Origin of the sequence: Salmonella sp. SAL00670 (assembly GCF_046552235.1) — a bacterium.
Lineage (GTDB): Bacteria > Pseudomonadota > Gammaproteobacteria > Enterobacterales > Enterobacteriaceae > Salmonella > Salmonella enterica.
Window position 1 is genome coordinate 582,521 of sequence record NZ_JBGDUO010000002.1, and the last position, 14,738, is coordinate 597,258.

The window sequence follows — 14,738 nt, forward strand, 5'->3', positions numbered from 1 at the left end:
TAGGTAAGATATGGGCTGGCTATTGCCTGTTTTGGAAAATTCCATACAAAGGCATAATCAATCTCACCCGTAGCCTTTGCTGAGACAGGAGTGTCTATGACTTTATTCACTGAAGAAGATCCCACCCAACGCCGCTATGTTGATTTGATTACAGAGGTGACAGCTTTCGAAGCTACGAAAGAACCAATGAAGATCATTTCCGCATCCGACATGCTGGGCATTTGCGATGCTTTTCTTTCTGAGACTCAATGCCACATAGCAGACCGGCTACCTCTTTCAATAGCTGGTCGGCATGAGCTAGGTCGGAAAATTGAGTGGAATTGTCCACATAGCTGGAAACCACGCGAAGAATGGTCAACACATGTTCGGCACGCCTTACAAATTTTAAATCGACGTTATTTGGATACCCCAGTATCTCAACTGGATGACTGGCAGACCTGGGAAGAACTATCGACAGATATTCATGTGTCGGCTCGCTGTACTCGGCGGACTGTTGAGTTTTATCGCTCTGGAAATCCCCAGCATTTACCGATGTCGACTGAGCTTTTTGCTGTTCCCGAAGTTTTTTCAAAATTTGTAGCTTCGATTCTTTCGGGTGATATTCACCCTGTTTGGATGTGGCATGCTGACGCAGCCAAAACGCCGCGATGCCTCGATGGGCTTTATCCCAAATACACGCCGCTTTCTTAAGCTGGCTTAGTGGTCTGGTAGTCATATCGCACCCCGATAGTGTTTTAATTTAAGTTCGGCGATTTGCTGGCAGGTCACGCAAGAGGCCACGCCCGGAATCGCAATACGGCGAGCTTCCGGGATTGGTGCGTCACATTCCTCACAGAGAAAACAGGAAGGCGCAGCAATACGGCTACGCGCATTGTTGATGTAGCGCTCGCGGTCTTCCTGCTCACGCTGTTGTGCTAAATCCATTGCGTCGGCCATTAGTGCAGTTCCTGTGATTCGTTTTCAAAGCGAGTGGCTTCACGGCGCAGCAGTTCGGCAGCTTCGGTGCCACTCATACCCTCTTTGGTGATATGGATAGCCAGCGCCTCAAGGCGGATGGAAACAGCGAGCGCGCGGTCTTTACGTTCTTCTTTTTTTGCATCTGTCAGCAATACGGCCAGCGCATCGCTATCAGTGTTAAAACTACGGGTTTCGGTACTACGCATAATTGACTCTCCTGATTTCGGGCAATAAGAAGCCCGGCGGGTTTACGCCATTAAATTTCTGTTTGGGTTAATTCGGCATGGTTAGCCGTTTGGGAAATAAGCTCACTACTGCGCGAAAATGATTCATCGCTGTAATAAGCGCTTTTTTCTCATCAGTAGTCAGCTCACTTAATTCGAGCTCGTGACGAGCTGCCGGTATTTTTGCCAGAAAGAAAATAGCGGCCAAAGCGCGGTTATTTTCTTCAGATTGTGGATCCCGTTTATCCCGCATATCGTCGACAAAACGCACCACCTCTTTCCAGCTATCGCCCCAGAATCTGGCGCGAAGTTCGGCCACATGATTCAAACCGGCCAAACGTTCGCCAGCCTTTAGCGGCGCAGTTGTCGGCAAAGCTTCAATAGCCATGATTCCCCCTGCTTTTGAGTAGAGAGGCCTGCAAGTAAATCAGCCTGTGAGAGGCTCGGGTGCCAACGCTTGCCGTCCTTACCTGCGATCCAGCCGTGGCCGTAATGCATGCTGGGGCTTTGCTTAACGAGCAGAGACGCGAATGCCGGTTCACTTTTCAGCATACGCACCTCAAATCAGACCAAACGATGCGCCAATACCGCTCATGGTATCGACCACGCTCGACATAGCTGGATTACTCTGCAGACGTGCATGCAGCGCCAGAGCCGACAATGACAACATGCGAATGCCGGAGTTAACGCTTTCAATCATGTTGTGCTTACGGGCAGTGGTCAGACGCTCATCAGATACAGCACCGCTCGCCAGTTCACCGAGTTCACGCATTGCGCGCATGACGTAAGACTGCAATTTATCTTTAGCCAACTCATTAACCGGCACGCATGGCAGGCAATGAATCTGCGCCAGAAAACCATCAACGAGAGTTGAGTCTTCGGTCAGGTCAGTCAGCAGCCACAATTCAGGCGGCGTGAACTGGTGAGGCTGTTCCGGGTTGAGCTTGTTACGTAACGTTTGAACGTTCATACCTGCACGCTCGGCCAGCTTCACCATGTTGTGACGCTGCGCGAAAGCCCTGCATGCTTCGTCATAGTGGGAATGTTTGGAAACTTGGAAATCAAACATGCTGCATCCTTAAAATTCACTTAAAGTGAATATGGATTCTCAATGATGAGCTGAAAACGAGCGTGCCCCAGAGCTTTACGCAACTGCTCTTCTTTCCAACGCGCGTAATAAATTCGGATAGGGCCACCGGCTTTCTTACAGCCCTTGCGGATCACACGTTTTTCAATTGGTACACGCGGGGCATCTCCTGTAGTCCAGCGATAGGCGGTCCGCTCAGAAACACCCTCAAGTTCTGCGAACTGCTGAAGCGTGACCACGGGAGACGGGATTTTGATGATTGCGATTTCAGAAGCCATGTTGCATGATTCCCATTTTGACAATGTTTGCAATCAATGGCCTTTGTTTGCCAACTTCTGCCACAGATTGCCCGAATTAGCAACGATACTAATACTCGATTGAATATTAGTAAATACCCAAAGGAATAAATTTTGATACTTGATACTCATGTGAATAACGACGAATTACTGGATAGAATTTGTCAAGTATATGGTTTTACTCAAAAAATCCAGCTAGCCCGGCACTTCAATATTGCCGCCAGTTCCCTACAAAACCGCTACACGCGAGGCACTGTTTCTTATGATTTCGCCGTACAGTGCGCACTAGAAACCGGAGCAAGCCTGCTATGGCTTCTTACGGGGCAAGGCTCTCAATATGATGGCAAACCGTCTCCAACGGATCCGAAAACGATAGACTCCTTCACTCTGAGTGATGGGAAACTCGAAGAAAATTCACCATTGAGTATTGATGCCGGTTTTTTTAGCAAGCAAATGTCAAAAGGTATTGCTGTTCGCGCCGATGGAAAGCTGCACTTCATAGAACAAGATGCCTCACTTTCTGATGGCCTTTGGTTGGTTGATATTGAGGGGGCTACCAGCATCAGAGAATTGACGCTCCTACCCGGCAAAAAGTTACACGTTGCAGGCGGCAAAGTACCGTTTGAGTGCGGGATAGATGAGATAAAAACGATTGGCCGTGTAGTGGGTGTATACAGCGAGGTTAATTGATGACTATCCGTAAAAATCCGGCTGGCGGCTGGATTTGTGAGATCTACCCAAACGGTGCAAAAGGCAAACGTATCAGAAAGAAATTCGCTACTAAAGGCGAGGCACTGGCGTTTGAACAGTACACCGTTCAAAACCCGTGGCAGGAAGAAAGGGAAGACAGGCGCACGTTGAAAGAGCTGGTTGATTCATGGTATAGCTCTCATGGTATTACGCTGAAAGACGGCTTGAAACGCCAGTTAGCCATGCACCATGCTTTTGAGTGTATGGGAGAACCACTTGCACGCGATTTCGATGCGCAGATGTTTTCCCGCTACCGAGAAAAGCGGTTAAAGGGTGAGTATGCCCGTTCAAACAGAGTGAAAGAGGTATCACCTCGCACGCTTAATCTTGAGCTGGCCTACTACCGGGCAGTGTTCAATGAGCTAAACCGCCTCGGAGAATGGAAGGGTGAAAACCCACTGAAAAATATGCGCCCATTCCGCACAGAAGAAATGGAAATGGCCTGGCTAACTCACGACCAGATTTCGTTACTTCTCGGAGAGTGCAAACGGCATGACCACCCTGATTTAGAAACCGTGGTAAGAATCTGTCTCGCCACTGGCGCACGGTGGTCTGAGGCCGAGAGTCTGAGAAAAAGCCAGCTCGCGAAATACAAAATCACATACACCAACACGAAAGGCAGAAAAAACCGCACCGTCCCAATCAGCAAAGAGCTCTATGAGTCTCTGCCTAATGATAAAAAAGGCCAGTTGTTTAGTGATTGTTATGGCGCATTCCGATCTGCCCTGGAAAGAACAGGCATCGAACTACCGGCAGGACAACTTACCCACGTTTTGCGCCATACCTTCGCAAGTCACTTTATGATGAATGGTGGCAATATTTTGGTTTTACAGCGCGTACTAGGCCATACCGACATCAAAATGACAATGCGATATGCACATTTTGCACCTGACCATCTGGAAGATGCTGTATGATATAACCCTCTAAATAACCCATCATAAAACATGATATTAAATTAACATATAAAGGATTATTTATGTCCATAGTTACTGAAATAAATTGTACAACAGCAAAAGATTTTTTAGATAAAATTACTCCCTGGAGTAGTCCATATCAACTATCAAATTATGTTTTCCGCGGTCATGCAGAATCGACGTTCAATTTACACCCAAATATCCTTCGAAAAAAAAACAATCAAGAGCTTTTGAAGATTGCAAAAGTCTATTTAGCTAAAGGTAGACACTCAGAGGTGTTGAGTAAGATTGGTTTAACTAATCTACAGTTTTATCATTCATCTATAGAACTAACAATCCTAAGGAAATTTTATAAAACTGCTAATGAAAATGGTTTATTTGTACCGAATTCAGAATTAATGAGTTTGAGGATGGAAACAGGAAAATATATTTCTCTTGGTGTAATATTAAAACTATGTGGCCATACTACTTGGTTAAATAAAGATTCAATTGAGATTGCAGCTTTAGCACAACACTATGGTCTTCCGACGAGGTTGATTGACTGGTCCTACAATCAATATATAGCATCATTCTTTGCTTCAAATCTCATCAACAAACCAAACAAAGAGAAAAAAATATCTCTTTGGATGCTAAACTATAAACAATTAAACAATGTATTCACATCTCCTTTAACGGATGTTAGAATTTTCAGTCCTCATTATCAATGGAATGAAAATGCACGTTCGCAACGAGGACTTTTTACTTATATCGAGTCAAAACATGACAAAAATACAAGTGATTTATTAACTGATTTTTTGGAATCCTATCAAAGCACAAAGATTATAAGTACAGATTCTAAATTTGATAGCCTTTATACTGACTATAGAACATTTGATGTAGCGTTGGAAAATGCAATCAACATATATAATTCAAAAAAATCAGAGCAAAAGGAATTAGAGGACTGTTTGATTAAGATAACTTTACCTCAAAGTGAAGCAATTAAATTAAACAAGTATTTACGTGAAATAAGGATCAGTGAGTCAACTATCTTTCCTGGATATAGCGGTGTAGTCGAGGATTTGAAATCAGTATTACGGATGTAACGCTAAAAACACTGCTTTAACGATGAGTCCACTGCCCAAAATATCACCTATAAATTCACTGACTTTTTGAATGGCGATGAAATGGCGGTAGAAATGGCGAATAATGGGTAATCATTGGCAAATAGTGTCAACCTATGTCAATGATAAATAACGCAAAGTACTGATTTCCGGTTGTTCAGGTAGGAACTCATAATCGCTTGGTCGCTGGTTCAAGTCCAGCAGGGGCCACCAAATTTTAGCTTTAAAATCATATAATTAAGCCACTCTAAAGAGTGGCCTTTTTGTTTCTGACAGGGCTCACCCCATACCGCTATTTACGATGCCAATAGGCTGCCGCACGTACCAGGTGTGGATCAAACCCCTTTTCAAAGCACTGACTTAAACGTTTTACCGTTTTGCCTTCGCCAGTAATCCAGATGAAATAGTCTGATTCTGGTATTGTCAGCTGCGACAGGCGCGTTTGCATTGCCTGTTCATCGCCGCCAACAACATATTCCACAGTAATATCCGTCAAATGGGCGAGATAATCGCGATATGCCGCATCCTGAATGCTCACCAGCGCGGTTACCGCAGGGCGCGCAGGCAGACGGCTAAGCGATTCCAGACGACGACGTAGCGCAGGCATACCGGACTCATCGCAGACATAAACCTGACAGGCATAATCTTCCGGCACCACCAGCGAACCGCGCGGCCCGCCGATCGTCAGTGTATCGCCTTCACGGGCTTCCATTACCCAACGGCTGGCTACGCCGCCATCGTGGATAAAGAAATCCAGCGCCAGCTCGCGACGCGCCTCGTCATACAGCGGCGTGTAATCCCTGGAGACCGGACGAACGCCCTCCCCCCAGATAATGCCTTCCTCAGTGACTGTCGGAGGCGTAAAGCGACAGCCTGGCTCAGGGAAAAAAACTTTCGTGTGATCGTCAAAGCCCAGGGAGGTGAAACCGTCCAGCGCCTCGCCGCCAAGTACGATCCGCTGAAATCCTGCGCTAATACGTTCTACCCGCAGAACGGTCAGCTCGCGAAAACGCAGTTCATTACGAACACGCTGTGGATAGCGTGCAGATGATGTCGTCATTTTTTGCCTTCGTGAAGTAATACGATATATCTAAATTAAAATTTTAAATGATAATGATTGTTAATCAGTAAAAATGCAACTGTTTTTTGATAGTGTTCTGGCAACGAGTCGCTAACTATAACATTAGAATAAAACGTTATAAATTAATAGATTATAGCAACAAACGTTTTTGCCCTTGCTAAAACCCATCATTTAGATATAAATTAGATATATCTAAATAAGCAGGAGGCAATGATGCAAAATCAACATGAAGGGTGTTGCAAAAACCGGGATCATAAGCACGACGGCTGCTGTAAAGATCGAGAACATCAGCATGAAGGCTGCCATAGCGCGCATCAGCATGAGAACGCCAGTTGCGGCGGCGAACACCGTCACGGACACGGCTGTGGTCGTCATGGACAGGGCGGTGGTCGACGTCAGCGATTTTTTGGCCACGGGGAACTTCGGCTGGTCATTCTTGATATCCTGACCCGGGACGCCAGCCACGGCTATGAACTGATTAAAGCGATAGAAAACCTGACGGGGGGCGGCTATACGCCAAGCGCTGGTGTGATCTACCCTACGCTGGATTTTTTACAGGATCAGCAATTTATCACGATTAGCGACGAAGAAGGCGGGCGGAAAAAAATCGCGATTACCGCGAACGGCGCGCAATGGCTTGATGAAAATCGCGAACACCTGACGCATATTCAGGCGCGGCTAAAAGCCCGTTGTGTGGGCATGGAGTTACGTAAAAATCCGCAGATGAAGCGGGCGCTGGATAACTTCAAGGCCGTGCTGGATCTGCGGATAAACCACAGCGATATCAACGACGCGCAAATCAAACGCATTATCGGCGTGATTGATCGCGCGGCGCTGGAAATCGCCGAACTGGATTAAGCGGGCTGCGTGTCCTCTTCGCGGACGCGGAACACGTTAACCAGCTCTTTTAAATGTAACGCCTGTTCGTTCAGCGACGCCGCGGCGGCAACAGACTCTTCCACAAGGCAGGAGTTTTGTTGCGTGGCGGCGTCAATCAGGCCAATCGCGCTGTTAATCTGCGAAATACCGTCAGTTTGCTCACGGCTGGCCTGCCCAATCTCGCGTAATATCACATCCATCTCTTCGACGTTATCCACCATGCCATTAATCAGGGCGCTGGCTTTCTCCACCAGGTGCATCCCTTCCTGAGTCTGACTGGTTGAATCTTCAATCAAATTACGGATTTCACTGGCTGACGAGGCGCTCTTCTGCGCCAACTGGCGAACCTCTCCGGCGACAACGGCAAAACCACGTCCATGTTCGCCCGCACGCGCCGCTTCAACCGCCGCGTTCAGCGCCAGAATATTGGTCTGAAAGGCAATGGAATCAATGATATTAATGATATCCGACATACGATTTGCCGTATCGTTAATGACGCGCATTTTCTGCGTCACTTGATTCATCATCTCCCCATTGTTTTTCACTACGCTGGCGGCGCCGGCAGAGAGTTTGGTCGCTTCACTGGTATGATCGGCTGTGTTTTTAACCGTGGCGGTAATCTGTTCCATCGACGCCGCCGTTTCTTCAACCGAGCTGGCCTGTTCTTCCGTACGCGCCGCCAAATCCTGGTTACCGGCGACAATTTGCGCCGCCGCCGTGGAGATACTCTCCGAACCGTTTTGCACTTCCTGTACGATATCCAGCAGACGCGTTTTCATCGCCATTAATGCTTGCAGTAGTACGCCTGTTTCATCTTTATAGTCGGTGGTGATATGGCGAGTCAGATCGCCATCGGCAATCGCCTCGGCAAAGCGTACTGCGTCATCAAGCGGTCGGGTAATGGAACGTACGATATACCATCCCATTACGCATCCGGCAGCGATGCTTATCAGCGCCAGGGTAATTAACAGCGTCCGGTTAGTTTTAAAATCTCCTTCGACCTGCACGCCCGCGTTGTGCATCTGCGCATCCTGAACGGCGATAAGTTCCTGAACTTTGTCCTTATAGACCTTTTGCACTTGCACCGTTCTGGTCATCATCTCCTGAATGGCTGCCTGACGATTATGGCTTTGAATATCTTGCAAAATACGGAATCTGGACTCCAGGTATTGCTGGCGCGCTTCACGGATCTCGGTAATGATTTTCTGCGAAGCCGCATCGTGACGATTGCTGGAAAGCTCATCCAGTAACGCCGTAATACGCTGGCTTATTTCATCCAGCTCTTTCTGCGAACTCTGGCTCCAGCGCCCCTCTTCATCCAGTAACATGAGCTGCTGCGCGATGATGAAATCATTAAAATTATCGATTAACAGATTGGCTTTCACCGTGGTGGGATAATCATTGGTAATAATGTTCTGCATACCCGTATTAGCCCGATCAAGGCTAAACAAAGACAGAGCGGAACTCACCACCATGAGAACAATGAATAAGCCAAAGGCCATAAATAATTTTGAACGTATTTTAATGTTATGCAAAAACATATTTTCTCCCTGGGATTGCATATCCTCATACAGGAAGATTTATCGGCAATAATGTTACTAACTTTATGATATTGATCGCTTTTTATTTCGGAACATTATTAGTAAGTAATATTTATTGTTCACAGAAAGATGAACCAAAAGTGACATAAATTGGCACTAATAATGAAAGAAATACGCTAAAAGGTTAACCATTTCTTATTTATTAACTGAGTTTATACCTATTAATAGGTAGACAAGGGAGAAGGAATAAATATCACATTATTTTTAACATCACAGGCCACTGATACTCTCTATGATGGCAGGCACCGCCTTCTATCAGAGCGCATCCGCCCGGTAAGCCTGTTGCTACCGGGCGGATGTCATTACCATTGCTACCTACAAATAAACTTAATGCAGTACCGTGACCGCATCCTCCAGCCGGCTGGCACGGTGTTTTACCATTGCGGAGACTTGTGCGCTCTCTTCCACCAGCGCCGCATTTTTCTGGGTTATGCGGTTCAACTCGTCCACGGCGCGGGTCAGGCTGGAAAGCCCATCTGTCTGTTCCTGCGTCGACTGACTGATACGTGCGATAAGCAGGGTGACATTTTGCACCTGAGCTACAATGTCATCCATGGTACGGCCTGCGGCGTGAACCTGCTCGGAGCCTGACTGCACCTTTGTTGCGCTGGCGTCAATTAATTTACGAATATCGTTCGCCGCATTAGCGCTGCGGCTGGCAAGATGGCGTACCTCGCCAGCAACCACGGCAAACCCTTTCCCCTGCTCGCCCGCTCTCGCCGCTTCTACCGCCGCATTCAGCGCCAGGATATTCGTCTGAAAAGCGATATCGTTAATTAGCGTGGTGATCGTCCCGATACGTTGCGTACTGTGAGCGATATCATCCATCGTTTTAATCACCGTATCCATCGCCTCACCTCCCTGAGTCGCCGCGCTACTGGCCGCCATGGAAAGCTTATCCGCAGCGGAAGCCGTCTCGGAATTGAGCTTCACGGACTCCGCCATCTGGTTCATGGTCGTTACCGTTTCCTGAACATTCTCCACGGTCTGACGGGTGTGTTCGTTCAGATCATTGTTACCCTTCGCCAGCCTTTCACTGCCGTTTCTGACGCTGGAAACCTGACTTGATACGTCATTGATCAGCCAGCGGCACATCAAGCCAAGCTGCCCCACGGCCCTCAGCGTCAGCCCCAACTCATCGCTACGATTAAGGTGTTGTACGCTGTTGCGTTCGCCGGTCGCCACTTTCAGCGCCTGCGTCGCCACATTTTCAATGGGACGCACAATTTGCCATTCCAATAGCGCCGTACCTGCCAGCATCGCCAACGCGCCCAACAGCAACGCCTGCCATGAGGCATCCGTACCGAACAACGCCAACGCCAGCATTACGGCCATTAGCCCCATAATGCTACGCACTCGCCAGCGAACAGGCATAGCGGGCAGTTTGCCCAGCAAACCCTGACGAACCACCAGGCCTTTATGAATTCGTTTACTACACCGCCCTTCATTTAGCGCCTGATATAAAGGCTCGACGGCGGCAACCTCATCATCCGTGGCGCGGGTACGGATCGACATATATCCAGTCACACGCCCTTCACGTATCATCGGTACCGCGTTGGCCCGCACCCAATAATGGTCGCCGTTTTTACGCCGGTTTTTCACAATGCCGCTCCACGGTTCGCCCTGTTTTAGGGTGTACCACATATCTGCGAAGGCAGCTTTCGGCATATCCGGATGACGCACCAGATTATGTGGCTGCGCCAGTAACTCGTTTAACTGATAGCCGCTCACCTGGACAAAAGTGTCATTGGCGTGAGTGATATAGCTTTCCAGGTCGGTCGTAGACATCAGAGTGGTATCATCATCCAGCGGGGTATTTAGCTGGCTGACGTAGGGATGAGAAGACATGATAGCGTCCTGTGCAGGTTATCTGGATGTTAATTTTTCGCTCAGATGTTATTTCGGCGCTAATCTATTTATCTTTAGTTGTTAAAATTGCTCTGGATCGCAATTTGCGATTAATCCTTAATATTTGTACGATTTTCACCTCATCCTGCGCCTTATTTTCATTATGAAATTGTTTAGCGTGGACAACCTTTTTCTTTAAAATCTGCCCTGGCTCACCTTTTTCTCACGCTGCCGCTAACGCAACACACCGTAAACCGTAAAACAAGATCTGCTCAAAATGCATCCAATTGTTAACACATGACATTAAATGTTGTGTAAATGTGATTATTCCTGGTGTTTATCCCGATTTTCACTATGGGCTTAGACCCCCGCTAATCCCTGCAATACTTAATTCAGTATCATGTGATACACGGCCCTCTGGAGCTCATTTTGAACAGGTTACCTTCCAGCGCATCGGCTTTGGCCTGTAGCGCGCACGCACTGAATCTCATCGAGAAGCGAACGCTAAACCATGAGGAAATGAAAGCACTAAACCGAGAGGTCATTGACTACTTTAAAGAGCATGTAAATCCAGGATTTCTGGAATACCGGAAATCTGTTACCGCCGGCGGGGATTACGGAGCCGTAGAGTGGCAAGCGGGCAGTTTGAATACGCTTGTCGACACCCAGGGGCAGGAGTTTATCGACTGTCTTGGGGGGTTTGGCATCTTTAACGTGGGGCACCGTAATCCTGTTGTGGTATCCGCCGTCCAGAATCAACTCGCAAAACAACCTCTCCACAGCCAGGAGTTACTTGATCCCTTGCGGGCGATGCTGGCAAAAACGCTGGCGGCGCTGACACCGGGGAAACTCAAGTACAGCTTTTTCTGTAACAGCGGCACCGAATCCGTCGAAGCGGCGCTAAAACTGGCAAAAGCGTATCAGTCGCCGCGCGGCAAGTTTACCTTTATCGCCACCAGCGGCGCATTTCACGGCAAATCATTGGGCGCGCTCTCCGCCACGGCCAAATCCACCTTCCGCAGACCCTTTATGCCTTTACTGCCGGGCTTCCGCCATGTGCCGTTTGGCAATATTGACGCGATGAGCATGGCATTTAGCGAAGGCAAAAAAACGGGCGACGAGATAGCAGCCGTGATTCTGGAGCCTATTCAGGGTGAAGGCGGCGTGATCCTGCCGCCGCAGGGATACCTGACAGAGGTACGTAAGCTCTGTGACGAATTCGGCGCGCTGATGATTCTGGATGAAGTACAAACCGGCATGGGGCGTACCGGCAAGATGTTTGCCTGTGAGCACGAAAATGTGCAGCCTGATATTCTGTGTCTGGCGAAAGCCCTGGGCGGCGGCGTGATGCCGATTGGCGCCACCATCGCGACTGAAGAGGTGTTTTCGGTTCTGTTCGACAACCCCTTCCTGCATACCACCACTTTTGGCGGTAATCCGCTGGCTTGTGCTGCCGCGCTGGCGACCATTAACGTCCTGCTGGAGCAAAATCTCCCGGCCCAGGCGGAACAAAAAGGCGATACGCTCCTGGATGGTTTTCGACAACTTGCGCGTGAATATCCCAATCTGGTACACGAGGCGCGCGGCAAAGGTATGTTGATGGCCATTGAATTTGTCGATAACGAAACGGGCTACCGTTTTGCCAGTGAGATGTTCCGTCAACGCGTGCTGGTCGCTGGTACGCTGAATAATGCGAAAACAATTCGTATCGAGCCACCGCTCACGCTAACCATTGAACTGTGCGAACAGGTATTGAAATCAGCGCGTAATGCGCTGGCGGCGATGCAGGTGAGCGTTGAAGAGGTTTAAAAACATGCCGGATGGCGCTATGCTTATCCGGCCTGTTTTCCCCGGGTCGCGGCCTCTTTTTTGAATCCCATCACAATCACCACATTCCCCTTTTCCCTTTTACCTCGCGACGGCTACAGTAGTAACTCATCCGACCACATAACAATAATTTTACATACTGGATACGCTTATGAGCTACCCGTCGCTGTTCGCCCCGCTCGATCTGGGCTTTACTACTCTCAGAAACCGTGTGCTGATGGGATCGATGCACACGGGTCTGGAAGAACATCCTGATGGCGCCGAGCGCCTGGCGGCATTTTATGCCGAGCGCGCGCGACACGGCGTAGCGTTAATCGTCACCGGCGGTATTGCGCCCGTTCCCTCCGGGGTCGTGATGACCGGCGGCGCGATGCTGAACGATGCCAGCCAGTTAACGCCTCACCGCGTGGTGACCGATGCCGTACATGCGGAAGGCGGTAAAATCGCGCTGCAAATTCTGCACACCGGACGTTACAGCTATCAGCCGCACCTGGTCGCGCCGTCGGCAATTCAGGCGCCAATCAACCGCTTTATGCCGCATGAACTGACGCATGATGAAATCTTGCAGTTAATCGACGACTTCGCGCATTGCGCGCAACTGGCGCGGGAAGCAGGCTACGATGGCGTAGAGGTGATGGGATCAGAGGGCTATCTGATTAATGAATTTCTCACCCGGCGAACTAACCATCGCGATGACGAATGGGGCGGCGACTATGTCAGCCGTATGCGCTTCGCGGTTGAGGTAGTACGCGCGGTACGCCAGCGGGTAGGGAACGACTTTATTATTATCTATCGCCTGTCGATGCTCGATCTGGTGGAAAATGGCGGCACGTTCGACGAAACGGTACAACTGGCGCAAGCCATTGAAGCCGCAGGCGCAAGCCTAATTAATACCGGCATTGGCTGGCATGAGGCGCGAATCCCGACCATCGCCACGCCAGTACCGCGTGGCGCCTTTAGCTGGGTGACGCGGAAACTCAAAGGTCATGTGTCGGTTCCGCTGATCGCGACCAATCGCATTAACGATCCGCAGATCGCCGAGACGATCCTGACGCGCGGCGATGCCGATATGGTGTCGATGGCGCGTCCCTTCCTTGCCGATGCCGAATTCCTGACTAAAGCGCAATCCGGACGCGCAGATGAGATCAACACCTGTATCGGCTGTAATCAGGCCTGTCTGGATCGGATCTTCATTGGCAAAGTGACCTCCTGTCTGGTGAACCCGCGCGCCTGTCACGAAACCCACATGCCGATAACGCCGGCCATACGCAAAAAGAATCTGGCCGTTGTCGGCGCAGGCCCTGCGGGGCTGGCTTTCGCGATTAACGCCGCGTCGCGCGGCCATCATGTCACGCTGTTTGACGCCCAGAGTGAAATTGGCGGCCAGTTTACTATCGCCAGGCAGATCCCGGGTAAAGAGGAGTTTTACGAAACGCTGCGCTACTACCGTCGAATGATCGATGTTACTGGCGTTACGCTGAAACTGAGCCAACGGGTGAACGCAGAGGATCTTCAGCCGTTTGACGAAGCGATCCTCGCCTGTGGAATAGTACCGCGCCGCCCGCCGATAGACGGTATCGATCATCCAAAGGCATTGACCTACCTGGAGGTATTGCGCGATAAAGCGCCGGTTGGTAAACGAGTGGCGATCATCGGCTGCGGCGGGATCGGTTTTGACACGGCCATGTATCTGAGCCAGCACGGCGAATCCACCAGCCAAAATATTGCTGAATTTTGTACGGAATGGGGAATTGATACCAGCCTGCAACAGGCAGGCGGTCTGCGCCCGGAAGGCCCACGCCTGGCACGTAGTCCACGGCAAATCGTCATGCTGCAACGCAAAGCCAGCAAGCCGGGCGAAGGGTTAGGTAAAACCACCGGCTGGATCCATCGCGCGACGTTACTGGCGCGCGGCGTGAAGATGATCCCGGCAGTCAGTTACCAGAAGATCGACGACGACGGATTACATCTCTTGATCGGCGGCGAACCGCAGTTGCTGGAAGTGGATCATGTGGTGATCTGCGCCGGACAAGAACCCCGCCGCGAGCTGGCGGACCCGTTACGCGCCGCAGGTAAAACGGTACATCTTATCGGCGGATGCGATGTCGCGATGGAGCTGGATGCCCGACGGGCGATTGCCCAGGGCACCCGACTGGCGCTGGAGATTTAACGAC

Annotated in this window: 16 protein-coding genes; 7 read left to right on the forward strand and 9 right to left on the reverse strand. The window is 49.6% G+C overall.

What is annotated here, in order from left to right:
• Positions 1-96: 96 nt before the first annotated feature.
• Entirely contained in the window at positions 97-690 is a 594-nt protein-coding gene (locus ACLJRS_RS10280; protein WP_170911642.1) for a hypothetical protein, read from the forward strand.
• A gap of 21 nt (positions 691-711) precedes the next feature.
• Here the strand turns inward: ACLJRS_RS10280 and ACLJRS_RS10285 are convergent, their stop codons facing one another.
• The 6 genes from ACLJRS_RS10285 to ACLJRS_RS10310 all read right to left on the reverse strand — a co-directional run bounded on the left by ACLJRS_RS10285 (position 712) and on the right by ACLJRS_RS10310 (position 2,546).
• Positions 712-936 carry a TraR/DksA family transcriptional regulator gene (locus ACLJRS_RS10285; protein ID WP_079985076.1) on the reverse strand — a complete coding sequence of 75 codons (225 nt, stop codon included), beginning with the start codon at positions 934-936 and terminating at the stop codon, positions 712-714.
• Entirely contained in the window at positions 936-1,163 is a 228-nt protein-coding gene (locus ACLJRS_RS10290) for a DUF2732 domain-containing protein (RefSeq protein WP_079985077.1), read from the reverse strand. Before ACLJRS_RS10290 ends, ACLJRS_RS10285 begins: the two co-directional genes overlap by 1 nt.
• Before the next feature lie 67 nt (positions 1,164-1,230).
• Positions 1,231-1,569 carry a DUF5347 domain-containing protein gene (locus tag ACLJRS_RS10295; RefSeq protein WP_079985078.1) on the reverse strand — a complete coding sequence of 113 codons (339 nt, stop codon included), beginning with the start codon at positions 1,567-1,569 and terminating at the stop codon, positions 1,231-1,233.
• Positions 1,533-1,733 carry a phage filamentation protein Fil family protein gene (locus ACLJRS_RS10300; RefSeq protein WP_023244906.1) on the reverse strand — a complete coding sequence of 67 codons (201 nt, stop codon included), beginning with the start codon at positions 1,731-1,733 and terminating at the stop codon, positions 1,533-1,535. Before ACLJRS_RS10300 ends, ACLJRS_RS10295 begins: the two co-directional genes overlap by 37 nt.
• A 7-nt stretch (positions 1,734-1,740) precedes the next feature.
• Positions 1,741-2,250: a phage regulatory CII family protein gene (locus ACLJRS_RS10305; RefSeq protein WP_023244907.1), complete on the reverse strand. Its 510-nt coding sequence runs from the start codon at positions 2,248-2,250 to the stop codon at positions 1,741-1,743.
• A gap of 20 nt (positions 2,251-2,270) precedes the next feature.
• On the reverse strand, positions 2,271-2,546 hold the full coding sequence (locus tag ACLJRS_RS10310) for a hypothetical protein (protein WP_023244908.1): 276 nt from the start codon (positions 2,544-2,546) through the stop codon (positions 2,271-2,273).
• Between the two features lie 132 nt (positions 2,547-2,678).
• Here ACLJRS_RS10310 and ACLJRS_RS10315 point away from each other — a divergent pair, with 132 nt between their 5' ends.
• The 3 genes from ACLJRS_RS10315 to ACLJRS_RS10325 all read left to right on the forward strand — a co-directional run bounded on the left by ACLJRS_RS10315 (position 2,679) and on the right by ACLJRS_RS10325 (position 5,310).
• On the forward strand, positions 2,679-3,254 hold the full coding sequence (locus ACLJRS_RS10315) for a phage repressor protein CI (protein ID WP_023244909.1): 576 nt from the start codon (positions 2,679-2,681) through the stop codon (positions 3,252-3,254).
• The gene (locus ACLJRS_RS10320; protein ID WP_410957801.1) at positions 3,254-4,228 is read left to right on the forward strand and encodes a tyrosine-type recombinase/integrase; all 975 of its coding nucleotides are present in this window, start codon (positions 3,254-3,256) and stop codon (positions 4,226-4,228) included. Before ACLJRS_RS10315 ends, ACLJRS_RS10320 begins: the two co-directional genes overlap by 1 nt.
• 62 nt (positions 4,229-4,290) lie before the next feature.
• Positions 4,291-5,310: an FRG domain-containing protein gene (locus tag ACLJRS_RS10325; protein ID WP_023244911.1), complete on the forward strand. Its 1,020-nt coding sequence runs from the start codon at positions 4,291-4,293 to the stop codon at positions 5,308-5,310.
• A 310-nt stretch (positions 5,311-5,620) separates the two neighbouring features.
• Here ACLJRS_RS10325 and ACLJRS_RS10330 read toward each other — a convergent pair whose 3' ends face one another.
• The gene (locus ACLJRS_RS10330) at positions 5,621-6,388 is read right to left on the reverse strand and encodes a siderophore-interacting protein (RefSeq protein WP_000213689.1); all 768 of its coding nucleotides are present in this window, start codon (positions 6,386-6,388) and stop codon (positions 5,621-5,623) included.
• 231 nt (positions 6,389-6,619) lie between these two features.
• Here ACLJRS_RS10330 and ACLJRS_RS10335 point away from each other — a divergent pair, with 231 nt between their 5' ends.
• On the forward strand, positions 6,620-7,267 hold the full coding sequence (locus tag ACLJRS_RS10335; protein WP_000983434.1) for a PadR family transcriptional regulator: 648 nt from the start codon (positions 6,620-6,622) through the stop codon (positions 7,265-7,267).
• On the opposite strand, the gene ACLJRS_RS10340 is transcribed toward ACLJRS_RS10335, so the two are convergent.
• A complete protein-coding gene (locus ACLJRS_RS10340) occupies positions 7,264-8,829 on the reverse strand; it encodes a methyl-accepting chemotaxis protein (RefSeq protein WP_000478471.1) in 1,566 nt (521 codons plus the stop codon). The genes ACLJRS_RS10335 and ACLJRS_RS10340 overlap by 4 nt on opposite strands.
• Before the next feature lie 387 nt (positions 8,830-9,216).
• The gene (locus tag ACLJRS_RS10345; RefSeq protein WP_000094651.1) at positions 9,217-10,737 is read right to left on the reverse strand and encodes a PAS domain-containing methyl-accepting chemotaxis protein; all 1,521 of its coding nucleotides are present in this window, start codon (positions 10,735-10,737) and stop codon (positions 9,217-9,219) included.
• Positions 10,738-11,166: 429 nt separating this feature from the next.
• Between ACLJRS_RS10345 and ygjG the strand changes: the two genes are divergently transcribed.
• Positions 11,167-12,546, forward strand: coding sequence for a putrescine aminotransferase (gene ygjG / locus ACLJRS_RS10350; RefSeq protein WP_001536702.1), 1,380 nt, complete (start codon positions 11,167-11,169; stop codon positions 12,544-12,546).
• 169 nt (positions 12,547-12,715) lie between these two features.
• Positions 12,716-14,734: an FAD-dependent oxidoreductase gene (locus tag ACLJRS_RS10355; RefSeq protein ID WP_000121515.1), complete on the forward strand. Its 2,019-nt coding sequence runs from the start codon at positions 12,716-12,718 to the stop codon at positions 14,732-14,734.
• The last annotated feature ends 4 nt before the right edge of the window (positions 14,735-14,738 follow it).